Source organism: Desulfotomaculum sp. (assembly GCF_982386235.1).
On the sequence record NZ_CEVWQM010000007.1, the window covers coordinates 74,411 to 95,543 of the forward strand.

At 41.6% G+C, this 21,133-nt stretch carries 21 protein-coding genes; 10 read left to right on the plus strand and 11 right to left on the minus strand.

Going from position 1 to position 21,133, the window contains the following annotated elements; all coding sequences use genetic code 11:
* Nucleotides 1-19 precede the first annotated feature (19 nt).
* The 5 genes from AC1U9Z_RS06035 to AC1U9Z_RS06055 form a co-directional block, all read right to left on the minus strand.
* On the minus strand, nt 20-241 hold the full coding sequence (locus AC1U9Z_RS06035; RefSeq protein WP_333529667.1) for a FeoA family protein: 222 nt from the start codon (nt 239-241) through the stop codon (nt 20-22).
* A gap of 25 nt (nt 242-266) precedes the next feature.
* Nucleotides 267-1,205: a methyl-accepting chemotaxis protein gene (locus tag AC1U9Z_RS06040; protein ID WP_479956328.1), complete on the minus strand. Its 939-nt coding sequence runs from the start codon at nt 1,203-1,205 to the stop codon at nt 267-269.
* A 179-nt stretch (nt 1,206-1,384) separates the two neighbouring features.
* Entirely contained in the window at nt 1,385-1,813 is a 429-nt protein-coding gene (locus AC1U9Z_RS06045) for a Fur family transcriptional regulator (RefSeq protein WP_333529669.1), read from the minus strand.
* A 97-nt stretch (nt 1,814-1,910) separates the two neighbouring features.
* A complete protein-coding gene (locus AC1U9Z_RS06050; protein ID WP_479956331.1) occupies nt 1,911-3,119 on the minus strand; it encodes an HD domain-containing phosphohydrolase in 1,209 nt (402 codons plus the stop codon).
* A 164-nt stretch (nt 3,120-3,283) separates the two neighbouring features.
* A complete protein-coding gene (locus tag AC1U9Z_RS06055) occupies nt 3,284-5,611 on the minus strand; it encodes an EAL domain-containing protein (protein ID WP_479956333.1) in 2,328 nt (775 codons plus the stop codon).
* Between the two features lie 155 nt (nt 5,612-5,766).
* On the opposite strand from AC1U9Z_RS06055, the gene AC1U9Z_RS06060 reads away from it, so the two are divergent.
* A complete protein-coding gene (locus AC1U9Z_RS06060) occupies nt 5,767-6,459 on the plus strand; it encodes a winged helix-turn-helix domain-containing protein (protein ID WP_479956337.1) in 693 nt (230 codons plus the stop codon).
* 132 nt (nt 6,460-6,591) lie between these two features.
* Here AC1U9Z_RS06060 and AC1U9Z_RS06065 read toward each other — a convergent pair whose 3' ends face one another.
* Nucleotides 6,592-6,753: a hypothetical protein gene (locus AC1U9Z_RS06065; protein WP_479956339.1), complete on the minus strand. Its 162-nt coding sequence runs from the start codon at nt 6,751-6,753 to the stop codon at nt 6,592-6,594.
* A 347-nt stretch (nt 6,754-7,100) separates the two neighbouring features.
* A complete protein-coding gene (locus tag AC1U9Z_RS06070; protein WP_479956341.1) occupies nt 7,101-7,994 on the minus strand; it encodes a phosphate ABC transporter substrate-binding protein in 894 nt (297 codons plus the stop codon).
* Between the two features lie 296 nt (nt 7,995-8,290).
* Here AC1U9Z_RS06070 and AC1U9Z_RS06075 point away from each other — a divergent pair, with 296 nt between their 5' ends.
* The 4 genes from AC1U9Z_RS06075 (at nt 8,291) to AC1U9Z_RS06090 (ending at nt 12,754) form a co-directional block, all read left to right on the plus strand.
* On the plus strand, nt 8,291-8,620 hold the full coding sequence (locus AC1U9Z_RS06075) for a PadR family transcriptional regulator (RefSeq protein ID WP_333529675.1): 330 nt from the start codon (nt 8,291-8,293) through the stop codon (nt 8,618-8,620).
* A gap of 16 nt (nt 8,621-8,636) precedes the next feature.
* The gene (locus tag AC1U9Z_RS06080) at nt 8,637-9,353 is read left to right on the plus strand and encodes a pentapeptide repeat-containing protein (protein WP_479956345.1); all 717 of its coding nucleotides are present in this window, start codon (nt 8,637-8,639) and stop codon (nt 9,351-9,353) included.
* Between the two features lie 235 nt (nt 9,354-9,588).
* A complete protein-coding gene (locus AC1U9Z_RS06085) occupies nt 9,589-9,966 on the plus strand; it encodes a BlaI/MecI/CopY family transcriptional regulator (RefSeq protein ID WP_479956349.1) in 378 nt (125 codons plus the stop codon).
* Nucleotides 9,959-12,754, plus strand: coding sequence for a M56 family metallopeptidase (locus tag AC1U9Z_RS06090; RefSeq protein ID WP_479956351.1), 2,796 nt, complete (start codon nt 9,959-9,961; stop codon nt 12,752-12,754). The genes AC1U9Z_RS06085 and AC1U9Z_RS06090 overlap by 8 nt, the downstream gene beginning before the upstream one ends.
* A gap of 276 nt (nt 12,755-13,030) precedes the next feature.
* Here AC1U9Z_RS06090 and map read toward each other — a convergent pair whose 3' ends face one another.
* Together map and AC1U9Z_RS06100 are read right to left on the minus strand one after the other, a co-directional pair.
* The gene (gene map, locus AC1U9Z_RS06095; RefSeq protein ID WP_333529679.1) at nt 13,031-13,777 is read right to left on the minus strand and encodes a type I methionyl aminopeptidase; all 747 of its coding nucleotides are present in this window, start codon (nt 13,775-13,777) and stop codon (nt 13,031-13,033) included.
* 18 nt (nt 13,778-13,795) lie between these two features.
* Nucleotides 13,796-14,413 (minus strand): TetR/AcrR family transcriptional regulator, encoded by a 618-nt coding sequence (locus AC1U9Z_RS06100; RefSeq protein ID WP_333529680.1) that lies wholly within the window; start codon nt 14,411-14,413, stop codon nt 13,796-13,798.
* A gap of 258 nt (nt 14,414-14,671) precedes the next feature.
* On the opposite strand from AC1U9Z_RS06100, the gene AC1U9Z_RS06105 reads away from it, so the two are divergent.
* The 5 genes from AC1U9Z_RS06105 (at nt 14,672) to AC1U9Z_RS06125 (ending at nt 18,889) form a co-directional block, all read left to right on the plus strand.
* Nucleotides 14,672-15,049 (plus strand): CidA/LrgA family protein, encoded by a 378-nt coding sequence (locus tag AC1U9Z_RS06105; protein WP_479956354.1) that lies wholly within the window; start codon nt 14,672-14,674, stop codon nt 15,047-15,049.
* Nucleotides 15,046-15,741 (plus strand): LrgB family protein, encoded by a 696-nt coding sequence (locus AC1U9Z_RS06110; protein ID WP_333529682.1) that lies wholly within the window; start codon nt 15,046-15,048, stop codon nt 15,739-15,741. The genes AC1U9Z_RS06105 and AC1U9Z_RS06110 overlap by 4 nt, the downstream gene beginning before the upstream one ends.
* A gap of 353 nt (nt 15,742-16,094) precedes the next feature.
* Nucleotides 16,095-16,376: a DUF5316 family protein gene (locus AC1U9Z_RS06115; protein ID WP_479956356.1), complete on the plus strand. Its 282-nt coding sequence runs from the start codon at nt 16,095-16,097 to the stop codon at nt 16,374-16,376.
* Nucleotides 16,377-16,495: 119 nt separating this feature from the next.
* Nucleotides 16,496-16,747: a hypothetical protein gene (locus AC1U9Z_RS06120; protein ID WP_479956358.1), complete on the plus strand. Its 252-nt coding sequence runs from the start codon at nt 16,496-16,498 to the stop codon at nt 16,745-16,747.
* Nucleotides 16,748-17,266: 519 nt separating this feature from the next.
* The gene (locus tag AC1U9Z_RS06125) at nt 17,267-18,889 is read left to right on the plus strand and encodes a methyl-accepting chemotaxis protein (protein ID WP_479956360.1); all 1,623 of its coding nucleotides are present in this window, start codon (nt 17,267-17,269) and stop codon (nt 18,887-18,889) included.
* 99 nt (nt 18,890-18,988) lie between these two features.
* On the opposite strand, the gene AC1U9Z_RS06130 is transcribed toward AC1U9Z_RS06125, so the two are convergent.
* Nucleotides 18,989-19,669: a phosphate propanoyltransferase gene (locus AC1U9Z_RS06130; RefSeq protein ID WP_479956428.1), complete on the minus strand. Its 681-nt coding sequence runs from the start codon at nt 19,667-19,669 to the stop codon at nt 18,989-18,991.
* Between the two features lie 15 nt (nt 19,670-19,684).
* Nucleotides 19,685-21,130, minus strand: coding sequence for an acetaldehyde dehydrogenase (acetylating) (locus AC1U9Z_RS06135; RefSeq protein ID WP_479956362.1), 1,446 nt, complete (start codon nt 21,128-21,130; stop codon nt 19,685-19,687).
* Between the last annotated feature and the right edge of the window lie 3 nt (nt 21,131-21,133).

Sequence of the window (21,133 nt, forward strand, 5' to 3'; positions counted from 1 at the left end):
CCTGCCCCCCCTTATTATTTTATCGAACCATGATTTGCTGGGCCATCTCATGTCCTATCATAATCTTGCTACCCCGAACAGCCACAACAAGGGGGCCATTACAATTACATTTGCATACTTCCACCGGGCAACCACATGTAAAACCCATTTCCTCAAGATGAAGCTTTCTTTTTGGACAGCCACAGATGTCTTGTATGTGAACAATTCTCCCTTTCTTAACGCTGGATAAAGGTTTTAACATACAAATCCCTCCTTCAATTTTGTAGTTATCCCGCCTGCAAATTTTCTAACTGACTATTAAAACTCTGAATATACTCGAAGTGTTCCTGGCTATAGGTATTATTTTGGTCACTAATACTGGCACATTTTTCGATAACTTCTTTAACTTCCTGGGCCATATATTGCACCCCGTCAATTCCTAGATCCAAAGCTTCTGCGTTAGAAAGGGCTTTTTCGGCTATATCCTTACTGTTTGTCACTTGATCCACAGCAGTTCGGCATTGTTTGTTGGCTTCTGTAATTAGCCGCATCCCAGCCTCAACCCCTTTATAGCCTTCAGACATACTGCAAACTACTGTGCTGGTGCTGGATTTCACCTTATCTAGAGTAGCTTTAACATATTCAACCGTATCCCTACTTTGGGTAGCCAACTTACTTACCTCCTGGGCAACAACAGAAAACCCTCGCCCAGCATCTCCTGCCCGCGCCGCTTCAATTGAAGCGTTTATAGCCAAAAGTCTTGTTTGATTGGCAATGTTGGTAATGGCAGCCAGCATTTCAGCTAAATCTTTAATATCCCCCTGTAATTTAGAGATAATGTCCATGGCCTGCGAAACCCGCTCTTTACTTTTTTCCACCTCATACTCTGCTGTATTAAGATTAGCGGAACCCTGCTCGGAAACTTCCAATGCAAATTGTAAAGAGGCTCTGGTTTCATTCATCCGATCCATCATCTGAGTGATGTGCGTACGAAGTTCATCCACCATTCCATGACTGCACTGTGCTGTTTCAGTGGCTTCGGAAACTAAAGCATTGATCTCATGTCCAGAATTACTTATTTTTTGATTTATTTCTAGCAACTGCTTTGATTTTTCAATTAACTGATTGATATCCTGGTCTAACCTAATTTTGTCATTTTGACTGGGGGAACCGGAACGTCTCCCGATAACCTGTTTAAAGAGTGTTAGGTAAGATATCTTTGACACCCCCTAAATCGCTTGGTGATAACGATAATTATTATCATCTTAATGGTGCAACGGTTGGTAAAGACTGACTCACTACTACTAATGATACTGACATTGATTATCAATGTCAATACATGCCGTTAATTTTATCGTATTTATTTGTCAAAAAATTATTAAGCTGTTTTAATTTGTCTGGTAATTTATTTCCCGCAATCCCTACAATAACCAAATACTTTCAGCAGATTATTTTGCATATCAAAATTATAATCACATTTAACCCTGGCCTCAAAATCACCCGCTAAAGTCGCCTCTGCTTCCAAGATCGTCCCACACTTTAAACAAATTAGGTGAAGATGATAATGCCCTTTGGCGTCACTTCCCAGTTCGTATCTTTTATGACCGTCTCCAAAATCCATAACATGTAGGATATCATGGTCACAAAAAAGCTCCAATGTCCTGTACACCGTGGCAAGTCCAACCTTCTTCTTCACCATGTTATAAATCTCCGTGGCACTCATGTGCCTATCCTTATTCTCCAATAAAACCTTTAGAATGTGCTTCCTGCCGGAAGTTAGTTTGTGATCCCTTGCTTTAAGTCTTTCTTCTATGTCAAAAATTACTCTGTCCATGCATCTCATCCCCGATTATTTTTTATTTTCCACATTTAGCATGGCTAACGAATGGCCCCTAATACGCTTGAGATGTTAGATGAGATTAACCTACGGATCAATCCTTGCGGCTACAATACCCGCATAAGAAATTGCAATTTAACTCATTCGGGTACCGATTTTGTTTGTGCATGGATACAAAGGCCTTTACCATATAGGCATCAAATTGACTTCCGGTATTATTCTGTAATTCCCATAGGGCCTGTTCCTTTGACATTCCTTTTCGGTAGGAACGGTCTGAGGTCATGGCATCCCAGGCATCAGCAATAGAAACAATGCGTGCTTCAAAGGGAATATCTTCACCAATTAACCCATTAGGGTAGCCTCTACCGTCAATTCTTTCATGATGATGGCGGATAATGGCACTGGTACTTTGCAAAAAATCCACTGGCTGCAAAATGGTTACACCAATAACCGGATGGCTTTTAATTATTTCATATTCTTCCTGGGCCAGCTTGCCGTTCTTATTTAATATCGCTTCCGGAATGCCTATCTTGCCTATGTCATGTAAGAGTGCACCATATTCTATGGTTTGAATTTCCTGGGTACTAAGTTTAAGCTCCTGGGCCAAAGCTACTGCTACACGGGACACATTCTTGGAATGGTTACGGGTATATTTGTCCTTAGCATCGATTGCTGTAACCAGGGCAGCGATGGTTTCCAAATATACACATTTTTTGCCGTTTTCTAATTTTAAAAGTGTATTATGCAGCACTAATGCTGCTTGGCTGGCAAAGATAGATATTGTGGCGATATCCTGAGGTAAATAACTAGCCGAGTGATCTCCTGCCCCGGTATGTCGTCGATGCATCAGCACGAGAATGCCCACCGTTCTTCTTTCTACAATTAAAGGTACAGAAATAAAGGCAAGTAAGTCAGGGTCAGCCGTAAGCATTTTCCTGAAATCTGAAGAATTCTTAGTAATATAAGTAACTTCCCTGGCAACCTTCGGTTTATTGATAAAATTAGCATGATCTAAGATTCTTTGCAGTTGGGTACTCGTCATATCTCCTCGCACAAGCATTATCTGCACTTTATTGTATAACTGATCGGTTAATAAAATTCCACCGGCCTCACTTTTTGTAATCTTAAGAGCTAAATCCAAAATAGAAGCCAATGTACTTTCCATATCCGTATTTTTAATCAAAGTAACTAGGACTTGGTTAATAAACTCCATATTCCCGAGTCTTTTCTTCAAGGCCTCTTTACTTAAGTTGGAGTAAATATTTGCATTTGCTCCCCAAAAGCCCCCTTCTGGATATAACATTATGGGACACCTCTTTTTCAAGAAAATATAATTACTGCCATATATTCTTTAAATCAAATGATAATAATTATCTTTATCATTGTCAAGTGAAAGTTTTCGTTAGGCTGGCTGGAAGGAATATAGGCAGACGCGACCTTTCTATCTTTAAGCCCTTTTATTCTAGCTTACCCCAAAGAGAGACAGTCTCTATTGTTTCGGAAATAGATGCTGCCTTTTTTTGTTTTGGCATAATTTTTTAATTGTACAGCATTCTTGACAAACTCTTCTGAGGAACATCCTCCCTCATAATCTACGATGGCCATGGATACAGATACCAATGGAAACCACATCTTTCTTCCTTGACGATCCTGGCCATAGAAACCTCCCAATTGCTTATCCTTGGGTGAAACAAGACCTTTGACTAAATGATCAAAATAGCGGATATAGCGTTGGCAAACAATTTCTGCACAGTGTTTTTCAGTAAATACAATAAAATCATCCCCGCCGATATGTCCCACAAAGTCTGTGTGTGTGCCAAATTTTTGTACGGTACTGGTCAAAAGTCTCGCCGCCATGAGAATCAAGCGATCACCTTGCTCAAAACCATACCGGTCATTGTAGGACTTAAAGTTATCTAAATCCAAATAGATACAGGCAAAGTCCCTTTGTTCAGTTATTCTATTATGCATCTCCTTTTCAATGGAATTATTACCCGGCAGGAATGTCAGGGGGTTGGTACCCTTGGCTACCTCAACACGAATCCTAGTCAAAGTATCTAATAAGGATTGCACGGATACAATTCCAAAAAGTGCATTCTCCTTTATCACCAGTACATTGTCATAAAGTTTATTTTCATTACGGCCCATGGCTTGCTGAGACACCTGTTCCAGGGGTGTCGATGCGTCTACCATAAGAGGTCCCCGATCCATCACCACGGAAACAGGACGTTCAAAATAAAGAGCTACACCATACTGTGTTCCTAAATATCGGTCCAAATGTTGCCGCATGATTAAACCTACTGGTCGGCCAAAATCGGTAACAACCACTCCGCTTAGGGGATCATTGGCATCAAATATCTCCTTTAGTTCCCTTACTGAGGTATTTATATTCACCTCAATTGCAGGTTTGCAAATTTCTCCAATGGGGAAATCCTTTTGCCATACACCGGTCGGGCTTCGCCTTGACAGTAAAATAATTTTTTTGAGTGCCTGGGAGGATAAATTTGGCTTGGGGAAAGCTGGCCGAGCAAGAAAATAGCCCTGTCCATAATGTACCCCAATGGAGCAAAGAGTCGCCAATTCTTTCTCTGTTTCAATTCCCTCGGCTATAATGCGGCAACCTATTTTCTGGGCAAAGGTAACAAAGGTTTCCAGCAAAGCCTGTTTAACTCTGTTAGTCGAGATGTCTCTCACTAGGGAGGCATCTATTTTAATATATTCCGGTCTTATTTCTGCAATGGTTTGCAGGCTTGAAAAGCCGGCACCCGCATCATCCACCGCCACTTGGTAGCCCTGACCACGATAATGTGATAACGTCTTGTTAAACTGACTAAAATCGTTAATACTATGTCTTTCTGTAATCTCAAATACGACGTTATTTGGGGAAACCTTTCCGTCATCTAGTAGCTTTCTTGTCTCTCCTTTTACAAATTGAGGGTCGTTAACCGTATAAGGGTGAATATTTAGAAAGAGTTTTTGAAATTCATTAACTTGCCCAAAATTGTTTATGGCTAGTTCCCGACAAATCTTTTCTAGCGGAAATAAACACCCTACCTCTTCGGCAAAATTAAAAATAACAGCTGGCGAGAAAAACGCACTGTCCTTTGGTCCTCTGGTCAATGCTTCCCAGCCCAAGACCTCACCCGTTTGCAGTGAAACAATTGGCTGATAAAGAATTCGAAAGTCTTTTTTCTCTAACAAATCATTAAATTCCCCCAGTAAGTGTACGGTTTGCTGGCTCCAGGTGCCTTTCGCCACTCTCTGGGCTTCTTTTAGGGCATTATACAGTGCCTGCTCTGGGGTTTTGTTGTTACAACAATTTATAATAGAGCAGCCGATATGCAGTTTTAAACTGTTCCCAGTTAGTTTAATAAGATCTAACTTTAAATTTTCCTCTAACGTTATCCTTAAAGCTGTGGCCATTTTAATAAGTTGTTCCTTAGAAATAGAAGTCTCCTGCTGGAGAATAATCAAAAAATCATCCCCCCAAAGATTTTCCACCACTATTTCTTCAGAGCAATTCGTAATTTGGGCTGTTCTGTGTTTTAGGGCTTCATGAAGTAAATTCAGAACTTGTCTCGCAATATTCTCCCCAGACAGCTGCACAACTTGATGAAAATCAACAATGTCAACATAAATTAAAATAATTTCCGATTTTGCGGACATCATTTGATGTAATTTTTCTAACAGGTATGATCCATGCAAAAGCTGCAGTAGTAAGCTTTTCGGGGTAAGTATCCCCTTTAATGCTCTACTTATCTTTTTAATACTGTCTAATAATAACAAGCTTTTCATCCCCCCAACATATCTGGTTAATTGTGGTTAACCATATTTTATACCGCTCCCTTTAGGGTACAGTTAACAAGAAGTTAAGAAAACTTAATACTTCAGTTAGGAAAACCTTAACAATGGATCGATATAATTTAATTAATCTAGAAAGGGAGGGTGTTATGGCCAGAATTTTAGTGGTAGACGATGAAATCAATCTTCTGGAATTAATCAAATATACATTAGAAAGGGATGGTCACAGGGTGATTACTGCTATGGATGGCAAAGAGGGCTGCCGTTTGTTAGAACGAGAAGTTCCTGACTTAATCATTCTTGACGTCATGATGCCAAAACTAGATGGGCTTGAGTTTTGTCGACGCTTACGCAGTAAACCGGACACAAATCGCCTTCCCATTATCATGGTTTCCGCCAAAGGAGAAACCATCGACCATATTGTTGGCTTAGAGATGGGTGCTGATGATTATCTATCTAAACCTTTTAGCCCAAGGGAATTGGCATCTCGGGTAAAAGCAAATCTCCGTCATCTTCAATACCAAAGGAATAAATCTCCTCAAATATTAAAAGTCGGCAACATTGTTCTGGATTTAGATAAAATAAAAACAACCGTTAATGAAGAATTAGTAGACCTAACACCGAAGGAATTTAAACTCTTGAAAATATTAATGTCCAACCCTGGCAAAGTTTTTACCAGAGAAGTTCTGCTTGATCAAATCTGGGGGATTAATACCATGATTGACACTCGTACTGTGGATGTACACATACGATACATTCGTCAAAAAATCGAAAAGAACCCAGCCAATCCTGATTATATTCTAACTGTTCGAGGAGTTGGGTATAAGTTTAGAGAAATATAAAAAACTTCCATACCGTTAACGGCACCATCAAAGAATGAAAACTTAATGTTATCCTGAGCGACAGCCAGGGATCTAAATACTAGCCTTTCAATGTTAGAATATCCTTAGCTAGCTCAGGATGAAAGCTGATAGCTAACAGACGACCCTAAAGGAATATCCCCTAGCCCGTAATAAATAAAAAAGCCGAAGGTATCTTGATACTCCTTCGACATGTTCGTTCTTCTCCTGTTCTTCTTTCTTGATTTTCTCTAATCCTATTTCTTCAAGAATTTTATCTATCAATTCCTTCGTCAATATATCACCTCCCTTCATTCAAGTATTAGCAAATCCTTCTTAGTTTCTTTTTCAACACCTCAATATAGCCCATCATAAAAGGTATAGAGGTATTCCGTACCCTGCTTGGTTTAATGCCAATTTTTTCTGCAAGTTGCTTAGCCATATCGCAGTTGCCAACGGAAAGGTAGCTATGAGCATCACGATTGATGGCTATTCGTACCATTATAAAATACATAAGTAAAGGTGATGTTGAGAGAAGGTAAAATTTTATTTAAGTTTAAATAGAACAAAACCTGCATCATTCTAGTGAGTACGGGTTTGTTCTATTTAAACTTCGGGGGTGGTTGTAATATTTTACATCGGTACTATTTAGCACCCTTTTCAACTTGCATATCTTTCACCGGAATATAACCAAGTTGTGGTACCAATGTAACTTGCACATCATCCGTCAGCATGTAGTCAAGGAAAGCTTTTACTGCACCTTCCGGAGCACCCTTTGTATACATGTGCTGATAGGACCAGATATTGTATTTGCCAGTGGTAATGCTTTCCTTATTTGGTTCTACGCCATCAATTTTCAGGGCTTTAACTTTGTCATCAACATAGGAAAGAGCTAGATAGCTGATGGTACCAGGGGTTTCATTCACAATCTTTTTAACGGTACCGGAGGAATCTTCCTCCAAACCTTTAACTTCTTCCTGGTTATCCAAAGCATATTTCTTAAAGGAAGCGCGGGTACCGGAACCCTTCGCACGGTTTACTACAACAATTTCTTGATCCTTACCGCCAACTTCTTTCCAGTTGGTCGTTTTGCCAGTGAATATATCAATAAGTTGTTGTTTGGTCAAATTATCCACGCCTACAGAAGGATTGACCACTGCCGCAAAGCCCACCACAGCAACCTTGTGGTCAGTTAAGATACTGGCATCAATACCATCCTTTTCTTCAGCAAAAAGATCCGAGTTGCCAATTTGGGCTGCACCACTGGAAACTTGGGCGAGACCCGTTCCGCTGCCGCCACCTTGAACCGTAATTTGAACGTCCGGGTTTTTGCTCATAAATTGGTTAGCGGATTGCTCCACCAGTGGTTGTAATGCTGTGGAACCTACTGCCGTAAGGCTACCTTTAACCTCTGCTACATCAGCCTTTTTGTCTTCGCTATCCTTTGCTTCATTAGCTGTGCCACCACAACCAACTGCAAATACTAAAAGTGAAAGACAAGCTGCCAAAACCAACAATCCCCTTACTTTCTTAAACAATGTTATTCCTCCCTGATTTTATTTTAGAATTTATGCCGTAATCTTTCGGACAAATTAATCATAACGTTTCTGTGTTAAGATTTAATGAACACATTGTAAAGATCCCGTATAGAGTTTGTTAAGTTTACTTTAACATTCCGCTTCAAAACATAACTGTCTTAGTTGCATTTTCCTTTCTTCTCGTTAACCAATTCTACAATTATCTTTTGTATATAATATTTTTATTATTACGCACAATATAGTATCTTGACAGACATAGTAATTTTCTTTATGCTGTACTTGCAGAGGTGAAATAAATGACGGGCCTAAAAATATCATCTGACCTGATTCGGGGACATATCGATACGATTCTATTAAAGCTCTTACTAAAGGGAGACAAATATGGCTATGAGATTAGTAAACTTGTCCATTCTGGTTCAAACGGTGGGTATGAGTTAAAGGAAGCTACCATGTATTCATGCTTAAAAAGGCTGGAACAGGAGGGAAATATAACCTCTTACTGGGGAGATGAGACTCAGGGGGGACGAAGAAAGTATTATCGGATAACGGACAAAGGGAAAACAACTTATATTGACAACAAAAACAACTGGGAGTATGCAAAGCGGATCCTTGATAATCTGATTTAAGAAGGTGGAAATCACGATGAATGAAAAATTAAAAAAATACCTAGACGGGATTTTTGCTCCTTATGACGATTTAAAAGCCGTGCAGGAATTGAAGGAAGAGCTGTTCAATGATTTACAGGAAAAGCTGAATGACTTGAAAAAGGAAGGCTACGATGAAGACACTGCTTACAATACGACAATTAATTCAATCGGCGAGGTCTCGGAAATCATTGAAAGTATTCATACAAAAACATGTGAGTTGCAGCAAATGGTGGGCATGGATTTTTCTAAAAGTAATCTGCCGAACTCGGATTTTAAAGCAGTAAAAGTCCTCGACGGGAAGTTTAACTACAGCAACTTGCAAGGTTCGGATTTTAGCCATTCTGATTTAAGTAACAGCTCATTTAAATGCAGCAATTTAAATCACGTGAAATTTGACGGCACCAATCTTACCGACGCTAAAATAGAAAAATCGAGTCTTAAAGGGGCAAGTTTTAAAAACAGCGAATTAAAGGGTACTATTTTTAAGTATTCCGATTTATCCGGCGTATGCTTTGATCATCAAACCCTCCATGGTACCAATTTTGATTATTCCGGATTGAAAGGAACCACTTTCCGGCATGCCGTACTAAGAAACGTTTCTTTCAAGACCGATGTCAAAAAAGCAATTTTTGACGGTGCAACAATGGATAAACTTACTTACGCCCTTTTAAAGGGTTATCGGGCTAAATTGGATAATGTCACGGTTATATAAAGGATCTGGCTTTTTCCAAGTTTACTACCTCCTACCGGACCGACCATAATGAAGAATCTGTGGTAATTTGTTTTTGATATCATTGCCCTAACGATTCACAATCAAAACACAGATTGTTAAGGGACGAAATGATGCGTAATCTACTTTTCTCAAACAGAAGAATTTCAACATTGATATTTTAGTCTAAATAGGATAGACTGAAGATGGTTTATTTTATTTAGACTGGAGAATAACGATGCCTAAAAATATATATCTTACAACAGCAGAAGAAAAACTTGCGCATCTGATTTGGCGGCATGCACCATTGACCTCGCCGGATTTGGTCACGCTGGCAGAGCGCGAAATGGATTGGAAAAAATCAACTACTTACACTGTGCTGAAGAAGCTCTGCGATAAGGGCGTATTCAAAAACGATCATGCAAACGTGACCATTCTGCTTACCCAAGATGAGCTAATCGCACATCAAAGCCGCCGTTATGTTGAGGATACCTTCGGCGGGTCGTTGCCGAAATTTATCACCTCATTTTTTGGCGGCAAGAAGCTCACACCGACGCAAGCCGCAGAGCTTCGACGGCTGATTGACGAACACGAAAAGGGCGATGTCAATGGATAAATTGTTCCTCACAATTTTGAACATGAGTCTGACGGGGGCATTTGTTATCGCGGCGATATGCTTTGCCCGTCTTCTGCTCAAAAAAGCCCCGAAAATCATTTCATATTGCCTTTGGGGTGTGGCAGGATTTCGGCTTGTGTGCCCGTTTTCAATCGAAAGCGTTTTCAGCCTAATACCGTTTAAGGCGCAGGCCATACCGCCAGATATAGCCATGCAAACTGCACCGCGCATTGACAGCGGCGTAACGGTTATAGATAACATCATCAGCGGTTCACTCCCTGCACCCGCACTTGGGGCGAGCGTAAACCCATTGCAAATTTGGACAACAATCGGCGCGTTTGTATGGCTTGCCGGTGTTGCCGTAATGCTCATTTATGGCGTAGGGTCCTTTATTATCCTTAAACGAAAGATGCGGGAAGCGGCTCATGCCGAAGCAAATATTTATGAAGCGGCAAACATAAAATGGCCTTTCGTGCTTGGTATTTTCAAGCCGAAAATCTATTTGCCGCTCGGCTTGTCCGTGCAAGAACGAGATTATATTATTCTGCATGAGCAAACGCACATTAAGCGGTATGACCATATTGTCAAATTCGCAGCATATTTCATTTTGTGTGTGCATTGGTTTAACCCGTTGGCGTGGGCGGCATTCCTGCTGATGGGCGCGGATATGGAAATGTCATGCGATGAGCGCGTGTTGAAAGAACTGGGCGGCGAAATAAAAAGGGATTATTCGCTGTCGCTCTTATCCTTAGCGACGGATAGACGTATCATCAGCGGCAGTCCGCTTGCTTTTGGCGAAGGCGGCGTTAAAGAAAGAATAAAAAACGTGTTGAATTTCAGAAAGCCGTCGCGGGTGATTATCGTGGTGGCGGCGTTGGCAATGGTGCTGAGCGTTGGGTTAGCGGTGAACAGAGCCACCGATGGAAGCACTATTGATTCAATAATACCAATGTCTATGAACAATGTTGCTAAGAAGCCGCACTTTGCCGGAACGGTAACGCAAGTGTATGACCATGCTATCCTTGTAAGTGTCAAAGAGGGCGAAGACGTGCGCAGGAGCAGCGACTTGATACGTGTTTCTCTCAATGTAAAATTAAAAGACAGCATGACCCATTTTACCGTTGGCGACAAGGTTATTGTCTATTATAACGGCGAAATCGCGGAGTCCTATCCGGCGCAGGTAAATACCGTTTATGCGATTGTTCTGGCAAGCCCGGATATGAAGGTAAATATGGATGACCTGAAAGCGCTTTCCGCAATGCGTACACCTTATGTTGGCAACAATAGTGCAGTCGGAAAAATTATAGATGCTCTCCCAAGACTTGACAGAGAGCATACGCAACGGTTTTTTTCCATCGGCGACGATTACCATACGGGCTGTGCCCCGTTTACGCTTACCGTCTACTATGAACCTAATGACACAGAAACGAGCGCCATAAGAAATATAGCGGTTACGCCAAAAAACTCCGTGTTATTATTCTCGCTGATCGATAACCTTGAAGAAATAAACTATGCTTTCCGTTCAACACCGAGTGATGGAAAACTCGACAAGACGGCTTACATTTCCCGCGTAACACACAACAAGAACGATATAACCAAGTATCTTGGAACAATCGGACTTGGCTGGGAAGATTTTAAGAATGACTGGCACGGTTCCGTTGAAAAGCTGTTTGCAGCGCGGCCCGTATCCGCATACGAGCCGCGCAAATGGCTGGATTACTACTTAAATGAACAAATGCCCTGGGGTCGCAGCTTGGAATTAGAACTCCCCGCATACCCGGATACTGTGTTTCGGTGGACGCCGTACGAAGTCAAAGCCATTGATTCTCACGGTGAAAAAATACTCTTTTTCGGGATGCCGATTTGGAATGTATATCTGGCAGACTTAACCGACGACGGGCTGCCTGAATTTTGTGCGACGGTCAGTATCGGTTCTGGAATTGTTGATACTCGCGTGACCGTCTATGATTACGCTGCGGGAAAGCAGTATGATTTATCAGACCGTATGCTCTATGATTATGCTTTGTCAATGGAAGGTGGGCAATTAGTCGTCACGCAATCAGAATATAATGGTGCAATACGGACAACCGGTAATCTGGCGATTGTTAACGGTGAATTGACTGTCGTCGGCATTGACCACAGAAGGCCTGAACTTGAACCGGACAAGCAGCGTCCCCTAACACTGGAAGATGTGCGAACCCTCGCTAAAAAGGGAGATCGCCTGCTGTTTGAGGACTTTCGGCAATACATAGGCGTAAACGTCAGCTCAAGCCTTGACTACTATATAATGGTTTACGGTGTTGAGGGTGGTTATCGTTTAGTCGTACACTCCAAGCAGAGCGGCAAGCCGGACAACGTAAATCTTGAAAGTATTTGGGCAAGCGGCGGAAGCGGTATCGACATCCGATCTGGAGATATCGATGGGTTTTTGAGCAAATGGCCTATTATTATGCAGGTGAAAGATGGTACAGCAACATCCTCGGGGGTAACCCTTGCACTCAAAAATGTCACGAATACCGAATACACTTACGGCGAAAGTTACACTGTACAGCGCAAAACGGATAATGGATGGATAGCTGTCAAACCTGTCATCAACAATTATGGTTTCAACTCCATTGGATATATGTTACCGGCAATGGGAAGCAAAGAAATCATCATTGACTGGGAATGGCTTTACGGTAAACTTCCCGCCGGTGATTATCAAATTGCTAAAGAAGCATTATTTGTCAGATCCCCGGGCGACTATGACACATTCACATTGTTTGCGGCATTTACAATCGCTGCATGAGCATTGATAGGAGTAGCTGCCTGCAACCCAATTTTTTCGATAACATTGAAAGGAACCACTTTCCGGCACGCAATACTAAGAAACGTTTCTTTCAAAACCGATGTCAAAAAAGCAATTTTTGACGGTGCAACAATGGATAAACTTACTTACGCCCTTTTAAAGGGTTATCGGGCTAAATTGGATAATGTCACGGTTATATAAAGGATCTGCTTTTCCAATAGCCAATTTTGGCTATTGGAAAGCTTCACAAGTTTACTCCCTACAACCAAGGATTGTTTATTGTTCAGTCAAAATTAGGGGCCCATCCTTAGTAATCGCGATTGTATGTTCATATTGGGCTGAGAGCTTACCATCAGCCGTTCTTGCCGTCCAACCATTCGGGTCCATTTTACAGTGGTGTGTCCCTACATTAACCATCGGTTCGATTGTAATGACCATCCCCTCTTTTAATCTTAGTCCCCTACCGGGCCGACCATAATGAAGAATCTGTGGTTCCTCGTGTAAACATCGACCGATCCCATGACCAGTAAAATCTCTCACAACGGAATAACCCTCTGCTTCTACATAGGTTTGAATCGCGTAACCAATATCTCCTAATCGATTACCAGGAAAAGCCTGCTTAATACCAATGTATAAGGACTCCTTCGTAACTGCTAATAAATGCTTTTTCGTTTCGGAAATATTACCCACCGTATGGGTCCAGGCGGAGTCGGCTAAGCCGCCATTTAAATTAACAACCATATCAATCGTTACGATATCCCCATCTTTTAACGGCTTATCCGTGGGAAACCCATGACAAATTTCATCATTAACAGATGCACAGGTTGCATAGGGGTACCCCCTGTAACCTTTTTGCTCTGGCGTAGCACCATGCCTTGCTAAATACTTTTCCACAAAAAGGTCAATCTCCCGTGTTGTCATGCCGACCTTTATTATTTTGGCAATTTCCTTATGACAAGAAGCCAATCGTTTCCCAGCCTCATGCATTAAGTCAATTTCTCTTTTACTTTTTATCGTAATCATACGAAAATCCCTTCTTTTTTATCTTTCCATCCCTCTAACAAGCAGTTTTATGACCCCATCGCGCCATTCTGAGTCAATGAATTCATTAGTTGCCTTCTTGCCAAAATAGCCACTTACTGCCCCGATTAAAGTCCCAAAATAAAATTGAGAAATCGTCTCCGGTTCAATCGATACAATTTTTTTAGTATGAACTCCCCTCCTAATTGTATCTAGTACAGGATAATAAATGTGAATATAGAAATCACTACGCAGCTTTTCATAATTTTCAAAGAGGATGGGTTCTGGTTGAAATATATACTTAAACAAAATAAATAGGTAGGGTCGTTCGATCCATTGTTTTAGCTGGGCTGCCGCAAAGTATTCTAGCCGTAACAAGGGGCATTGATTAACACGAATGGTTTGCTCGGTAATCACTCGTGCCTCTTCATAGGCTTGATGCATCAATTCACCCAGCAGACTCATTTTATTGTCATAATAATGATAAACAGTCCCTCTACCCAAACCAGCCCGCCTAGCGATGTCACCCATTTCCAAATTAACGCCTTTTTCCAAAAAAATTTCTGCTGCGGTGTTTTGAATTTGAAAAATACGCTGCCTTCTAATGGCTTCATTCTGCTCTTTTGTTCGAGGAGTCAATTTTTGTCACCCCATCTTTGACATTCACGCATGTCGATTAAAACTTAGGGGCATTTTACCGTAACACAACAATAAAAGCAACTGTGGCCACAACAAAATCATCCCAACCCACGCTTGTTCAGCAGCAAACCTCACCCAATAGCTTATTGGCTACCATGGCGATACAGCGAAAAGCGAATTGAAGTTTCTATATGGCCAGCAAAATTTGCTATAATAGGTACGGTTCTAAAATTATTGACGTTAACAAGGAGGACTTCTGTGCACTGGTTGAAAATCATCTTGCAAATTGCGTTACTTTGGTTAATCTTCAAGGCAGGTGACCTTGTGGTATCCCTACTGCATATTCCTGTGCCGGGTAATGTTTTTGGTATGCTGCTACTTTTTGGATTGCTGACTTTTAATGTTATTCCATTAAAGTGGGTGGAAGAAGGGGCGGGTCTCTTGTTAAAACACATGGCTTTCTTCTTTATACCCATTGCTGTTGGTCTAATGATTTGGGGGGATCTTTTTCTGGCCCAGGGTATACAGCTCCTGGCAGTTGTTATGCTTGGAGCCGTGGTAACCATTCTTACGACGGCCTATACCGTCCTGTTCTTAGCCAAGAAGTATGATAAGGAGGAGGGCGAGAGGGCATGAACCTATGGATTACCCTTTTCGTTATCGTCCTTACTGTTTTCAGTTATTGGTTTAGCCGCCGCTTAAACCGGCGGAATCCAACTTCTCCCCTAACCAATGTGGTATTTTTAAGCACTACCATCATTATTCTAACGCTGGTGGCCAGCGGTTTAACCTTTGAGGACTATACACCGGGCAAAGACATTATGACATTCCTATTAGGACCAGCCACGGTGGCATTGGCGGTCCCCCTGCACAAAAACGCCCAGGTATTAAAAAGATATCTCGTACCCATCCTATCGGGTATTTTTCTGGGGGTTCTGTCCACCCTGCTATCTGTGGCAGCTCTGGCTAAACTATTGGGTCTTGATCCAGTGATTACCCTGTCCATGCTGCCCAAGTCTGTAACGGTTCCCATTGCCGTGGAGATTACCCGCATTGTAGGGGGTGACCCAGCCCTTACTGCTGCCTTTGTGGTGGCCACCGGCACGGGTGGTTCGATGATTGCTTTTTGGTTATTGGATCTTTTTAAGATTCAAAATCCCATCTGCAGGGGTTTGGCCATCGGAGCCACCGCCCACGGTCAAGGAACAGCCATCGCTATCCAAGAAGGCGAACTGCAGGGAGCCATGTCGGGTATTGCCATGGCATTGGCAGCCATATTTACTTCCTTCCTGGCCCCGTTTTTAATCCCACTGTTGTCAATATCCTAATATTCGGGCTGGGTTAACCTTGTATCGCAGTATATGCTTAATGAAGAAGGAAATTCCACTTTGCCCACGAATACCAAAGCTAATGGAAAAAGGAACGGCAGGTCTTCTCCATGACTATTGCTGTGAAAATTTTAGATAAAATTATGAAAGAAACAATTCCCGCTATTGAGAAAAGCAAGAACAAATTTACCACATTGCTGAATCCCCTCGTTTGGAATACCAGCGGGTGGAGGAATAAATCGATGAAGCGAAAAATAAAATTGCTACTATTATTAAATATGATATTATGCTGACACCTCATAGGGACGACATCATCGAGATGGTCGTCCCTTATTTTTTAAGGAGGGTTATAAATGAAAATACCCATTCTCATTGGCGTTGCCATCCCTCTTTTAATTGCTTTGATATTCCGTTCAACGGATGCAATTATTAGCTACTCATTCTTTATCGGTCTAGGTTTTTGGATCATTTCCGGGTTAATTCTTGGCGCCTTTGGTTCCGGCAACGATATACGGGCTCATTATCACTCCACCCCTGAGGCTGACCGACCTGAACGATCCAAATGGGCAAGAAGCTTCTTTTACCTGGGTCTGCCTGGCATGCTTATCGGCATCGTTTATTTGGCCTGGGGATAACTAAGGCAAATAACGAAATACGAATATGGGGGATTCCGGAAGCACTGAGAAGGTAAAAGTAATTCTACATCAAAAGGGCGACATCGTGGATGGACGTCGCATTTTTAAGGAGGTGATTCATGATGTTTCACAGCGGTATATTAAATCCTTTTAGCCTGAGTATTATCCCTCTTTTAACTGTTATCCCTGTACTAATAACCTTTGTATTAGGTATTGTATTGGCCTATTACGTTTATCGGGACGCTCAAAAGCTAACCGACCCTGCCCTGAAAATTCCACCGATTATTTGGGCTTTGTTTGTTTTTTCATCCATGGGAATGGGTCTTATTGCTTATTGGTTGATCAATAAAAGTAATTTAAATAGGGAATAGAAAAATATCAAATACTTGGTGATATGCACTCCCTCCAACGGGGGATACAACACCAGTCTGCCGTTCCCTTGTCAAAAAATAGCTGCCCCGGAAGGTTAGGCCCTATTCACACGGTATAATAAACAATCCCCAAAGTTCCAGTCCCGGCATGAAGACATCCCCATTTTTTCAAATTATTCCCCTCTGAATATGTAATATAAAGTTAGATATTTTCACCATCGTTCACATTGAAAAGCATGGCCTTACTAAGCAGGAATTTTTGATGAAATACCCCTATTTTAGAGAGCGACAATTCTGAGGAACTGCAACTAGATGGCAGTTCCTTATTTTTTTATCCAGCTGAGATTCGTATTATTTTCTATCGTCTTAGGCCTATTCATTTGCTAAAATTAAAATTTTTCCGGAATTAACACAAAATTAATCGAACTCTAACAAACTTAACCCTAGATCTGCTCGTTTATAACATCGATAAGGTAAATTTGGTACATAACCAAATTTTACCTGGGGGGATAATATTTAATGAATCCTATCAAATTTACTGGTCGAACAAGAAGAGAGAAAAGTATTCAACATCGCCTGCTTCTGCTTTTTACATTGCTTATTACTTTAGCCATCGGTATTTTGGGATTAACTACTTATTTAGTTGCCAAACAAACGGTAGAAGTATTAATAGAGGACAAATTAATCGTCTCCGCCAAAAACATTGCAGAAACGGTCGAGTTCTACACGAGCACAGTTGATTCCCGGGATTTCACTACTAAGGTAGAATATTTACTGAATAAGGAAAGGGCTGCCTTTACCACCAAGGGCCTTAAACCAGTTTTATTGTTTATAGATAGTGAAGCAAAACCAGCTATAAATGCAGCCGGCTCAAATAATGCAATACCCGATAAGATACTAAAAACGATTGGTTCAAGCGATACAGGTATAAAATCAGTCCTTATAAATGCTGACAGATATTCTATAGCCAGCCAGTTTATACCAGGCAAAAACTGGTACTATCTCGTTGCTTTGCGGGAAAAGGATTACCTAGCCAATGTTTATCAACTGCGAAATATAGCTATTTGGGTTGGGTTGCTGGCTTTAACAGTGGCCTTCTTAATCTGCCGGGCAGTGGCTAAGAAACTTACCGAACCCTTAAAGGAGATCATGATTGCCTGTGAACAAGCAAGCCGGGGCGATCTAACAGTACGAGTAAGAGCAGCTAAAATGAGTTCTGAATTTGCTGTTTTAGGGGAAAGTTTTAATACCATGTTAGAAAGTCTTTCCGGCTTCCTAACTCAAATTCTGGAGATGTTTAATCAGGTACATAAATTTAATAAGAAAATAACAGCAGTAGCTAAAAATCAGGTGGAAACGGTTGAGCAAACAAATGTTTTGGCCAGGCAAGTTGCGACTTCTGTGGATACCATTACCACAGAGATTGATAGCTCAAAAACCGCCAGTGAGAAAATGTTATTAGCGGCCTCCAACGGTGAAGGGGCACTGCAAAAAATCGCCCTGGTGATTGATAAAAATGCTGAGGTAATTGATGAGCATGTTGCTGCGGTTCAAAAACTAAGGGATAACATTAATAAAATTGCTGACTTCATGCAGCTTATCCAACAAATATCCTCGCAAACCCATCTTCTATCCCTTAACGCCTCCATTGAAGCGGCCAGGGCCGGCGAACATGGCAGGGGCTTTGCCGTGGTAGCTCAGGAAGTTAAAAAACTAGCGGATAGCAGCTCACAAGCAGCCAGTGAGGTTGCTCAGTTGTTAGAGGATATTTATCAACAAAGCTCACTCGTCACTAATCAAATGACAATCAGTCAGAGCGTGGCAGAACAAGGTATCCTGGGTATTCATCAGACCAAAAGCTCTTTGCAAGAAATATCCTTAGCCATCCAAGAGACCAATCGATATATTGACCTGATTACGGAAAGCGTACAAAATATCTCTTCCGGCTCCGAGCAAGTTGCAGCAAAGATTCAGGTATTGGCCAGTGAAGAGAGCCAAGAAGAAGAAGGAATGGATTCAAGTGAAGTCTCAGCCAGAGAAATTGCTTCCTTAGCAAATAGGCTGGATGAGATGACAGAAGACCTTAAAACCAGGTTGACCGTGTTTAAATTTACCTCTGATCAAGCATCCGGGGTGGGGTAAGAAAAAATCACCCTTTGCAATTTGATGCATGGGGTGATCTTTAGAAAAACTTTATTTTATAGTAGTGTTGAAACTAATTCGGAACGGTATGTTGCAACACTAGCTTTCGATTTGCAGTTCAACTAAGTCGTTATTTTTAAGCCCTACAGCATTTGCCTCATCGGTATCCAAATGAAATTCCAGGCAAAATTTTTCACTCACCCGAACCAGCACGGAACCAAAGGTTACAGGTCTTGGGCCATTGGCCTTGATGGATACTCTAGCGCCGTCTTTTAAATTAAATTTTGCTGCATCACTGGTATGCATATGAATATGGCGGCCAGCAATAATGCAACCTTCAGGAATCGTACAAGAACCCTTTGGACCCACTAAAGTAACACTTGCCGAACCTTCTAAGTCACCCGAATCCCTTATTGGTGCTTTTATGCCAAGCTTAAAGCAATCTGAAATAGCTATTTCTACTTGGGTAGCTTTCCTTACAGGACCCAACACCCGTACCTTTTCTAGTACTCCTTTGGGGCCAACTAAAGTAATACTTTCCTGGCAGGCATATTGTCCGGGCTGGGATAGATCTTTATAATGTGTTAGCTTCGCGCCGGTTCCAAAAAGCTGTTCGATATCTGTTTCAGAGAGATGCACGTGCCGGTTTGATACTCCCACAGGTATTCGTTTATCCTCCTGCCTTAATTTGCTGTGCCAATCCACTGCGGGTGACTTTTTATTCTTTAGTTCTTCCAGAACAATTTTTGTAACAAGTTCTACAACCGTGGCTTTGTCCACCATTCAACACCTCCACTACCTCATTTGTGCCATAACCTGTTTTACGATAGTGGTTATTAGATCCGGTGTTATCTCTGTGGAATCATTTTTATTGGTAGAAACCTTATTACTATAGAATTCTTTGATACCATAAGCAATGCGTTTTTTATTAATTAAATGTAGTGGTGTTACGTTGTCTGATGTACTACTGCCACCCCAGGTTCCACAACCTAACGTAAGGGCAGGGGCCAAACCTGTGGCGTAACCAATGCCGCCTAAGGCTGAAGGTGTATTGACCAATATTCTAAACACCGGTTTCTTTAAGCCAAACTCTTTAATAATATCCTGATTCTGAGAATGTATGGCTAAGCTATGTCCTGTTCCTTCATATTCCAAAAGCTGGATGCATCTCTTGCAGGCATCTACCCAATCACTTTCGGTATAGAAACCCAAAACACCGGTTAATTTTTCCCTGGACAAGGGATAGTCCTTGCCTACACCCTGTTGTTCTCCTATTAATACCTTGGTATTTTCCGGTACAGCCAGTCCGGCTTTTTGGGCAATATATTTACCGCTCTTACCCACCATGGAAGCATTCATGCCTCTGCTTGTAAAAAGCATGGCTGCTACTTTTTTTGTCTCTTCCGGCGTCATGAAATAAGCCCCCCGGGCTTTTAACTCAGCTACCACCTGATCCTTCATGCATTCTTCCACAACAATGGATTGTTCGGAAGCACATATCGTTCCATTATCAAAGGTCTTACTATCAATAATACATTGCACTGCGTAAGGAATATCTGCTGTACGCTCAATAAAGGCCGGTACGTTACCAGGGCCTACCCCATAGGCTGGCTTTCCTGAACTATAAGCAGCCCTTACTAATCCCGATCCTCCGGTAGCTAAAATAAGTGCAACGCCTGGATGGGTCATTAATTCGTCGGTCGCTCCCATGGTGCATTTAGATAAACACCCGATAATTCCTTCGGGAGCCCCTGCAGAAACTGCCGCCTTTTGCATAATTTGGGCAGCGGCAAAGATACAACGACTTGCTGAGGGATGTGGCGATAGGACGATGGCATTACGAGCTTTTAAGGAGATTAAGCATTTATAGATAACCGTTGATGTGGGGTTGGTTGATGGTATAATCCCCAGCACTACGCCTACGGGTGCCGCTATTTCTGTTACCTTTTTCTCTTTGTCCTCGTTGATCACACCAACGGTTTTCATGTCTTTAATATATTCATATACTCCCTGGGCAGCAAATTGATTTTTGACTATTTTATCTTCAAACACACCAAACTTAGTTTCATCAACAGCCATTCTAGCTAACCACTCTGCATTAGACATGGCAGCATCAACCATCGCCTTTATGATCCGGTCTACTTCCTCTTGACTAAAATTAGCATATTTTTTCTGGGCTTCCGTGGCACTGACGGCCAAATCCCTAGCTTCTTGAATGGAACTCAAATCAAAGTCAAGCATGTG

Coding starts and splice junctions, on each gene's coding strand:
- AC1U9Z_RS06135 (WP_479956362.1), bottom strand. CDS start 21,130: ATGCTTGACTTTGATTTGAGTTCCATTCAAGAAGCTAGGGATTTGGCC.
- AC1U9Z_RS06055 (WP_479956333.1), bottom strand. CDS start 5,611: ATGAAAAGCTTGTTATTATTAGACAGTATTAAAAAGATAAGTAGAGCA.
- AC1U9Z_RS06110 (WP_333529682.1), top strand. CDS start 15,046: ATGAACCTATGGATTACCCTTTTCGTTATCGTCCTTACTGTTTTCAGT.
- AC1U9Z_RS06075 (WP_333529675.1), top strand. CDS start 8,291: ATGACGGGCCTAAAAATATCATCTGACCTGATTCGGGGACATATCGAT.
- AC1U9Z_RS06125 (WP_479956360.1), top strand. CDS start 17,267: ATGAATCCTATCAAATTTACTGGTCGAACAAGAAGAGAGAAAAGTATT.
- AC1U9Z_RS06050 (WP_479956331.1), bottom strand. CDS start 3,119: ATGTTATATCCAGAAGGGGGCTTTTGGGGAGCAAATGCAAATATTTAC.
- AC1U9Z_RS06115 (WP_479956356.1), top strand. CDS start 16,095: ATGAAAATACCCATTCTCATTGGCGTTGCCATCCCTCTTTTAATTGCT.
- map (WP_333529679.1), bottom strand. CDS start 13,777: ATGATTACGATAAAAAGTAAAAGAGAAATTGACTTAATGCATGAGGCT.
- AC1U9Z_RS06090 (WP_479956351.1), top strand. CDS start 9,959: ATGGATAAATTGTTCCTCACAATTTTGAACATGAGTCTGACGGGGGCA.
- AC1U9Z_RS06120 (WP_479956358.1), top strand. CDS start 16,496: ATGATGTTTCACAGCGGTATATTAAATCCTTTTAGCCTGAGTATTATC.
- AC1U9Z_RS06035 (WP_333529667.1), bottom strand. CDS start 241: ATGTTAAAACCTTTATCCAGCGTTAAGAAAGGGAGAATTGTTCACATA.
- AC1U9Z_RS06045 (WP_333529669.1), bottom strand. CDS start 1,813: ATGGACAGAGTAATTTTTGACATAGAAGAAAGACTTAAAGCAAGGGAT.
- AC1U9Z_RS06085 (WP_479956349.1), top strand. CDS start 9,589: ATGCCTAAAAATATATATCTTACAACAGCAGAAGAAAAACTTGCGCAT.
- AC1U9Z_RS06080 (WP_479956345.1), top strand. CDS start 8,637: ATGAATGAAAAATTAAAAAAATACCTAGACGGGATTTTTGCTCCTTAT.
- AC1U9Z_RS06060 (WP_479956337.1), top strand. CDS start 5,767: ATGGCCAGAATTTTAGTGGTAGACGATGAAATCAATCTTCTGGAATTA.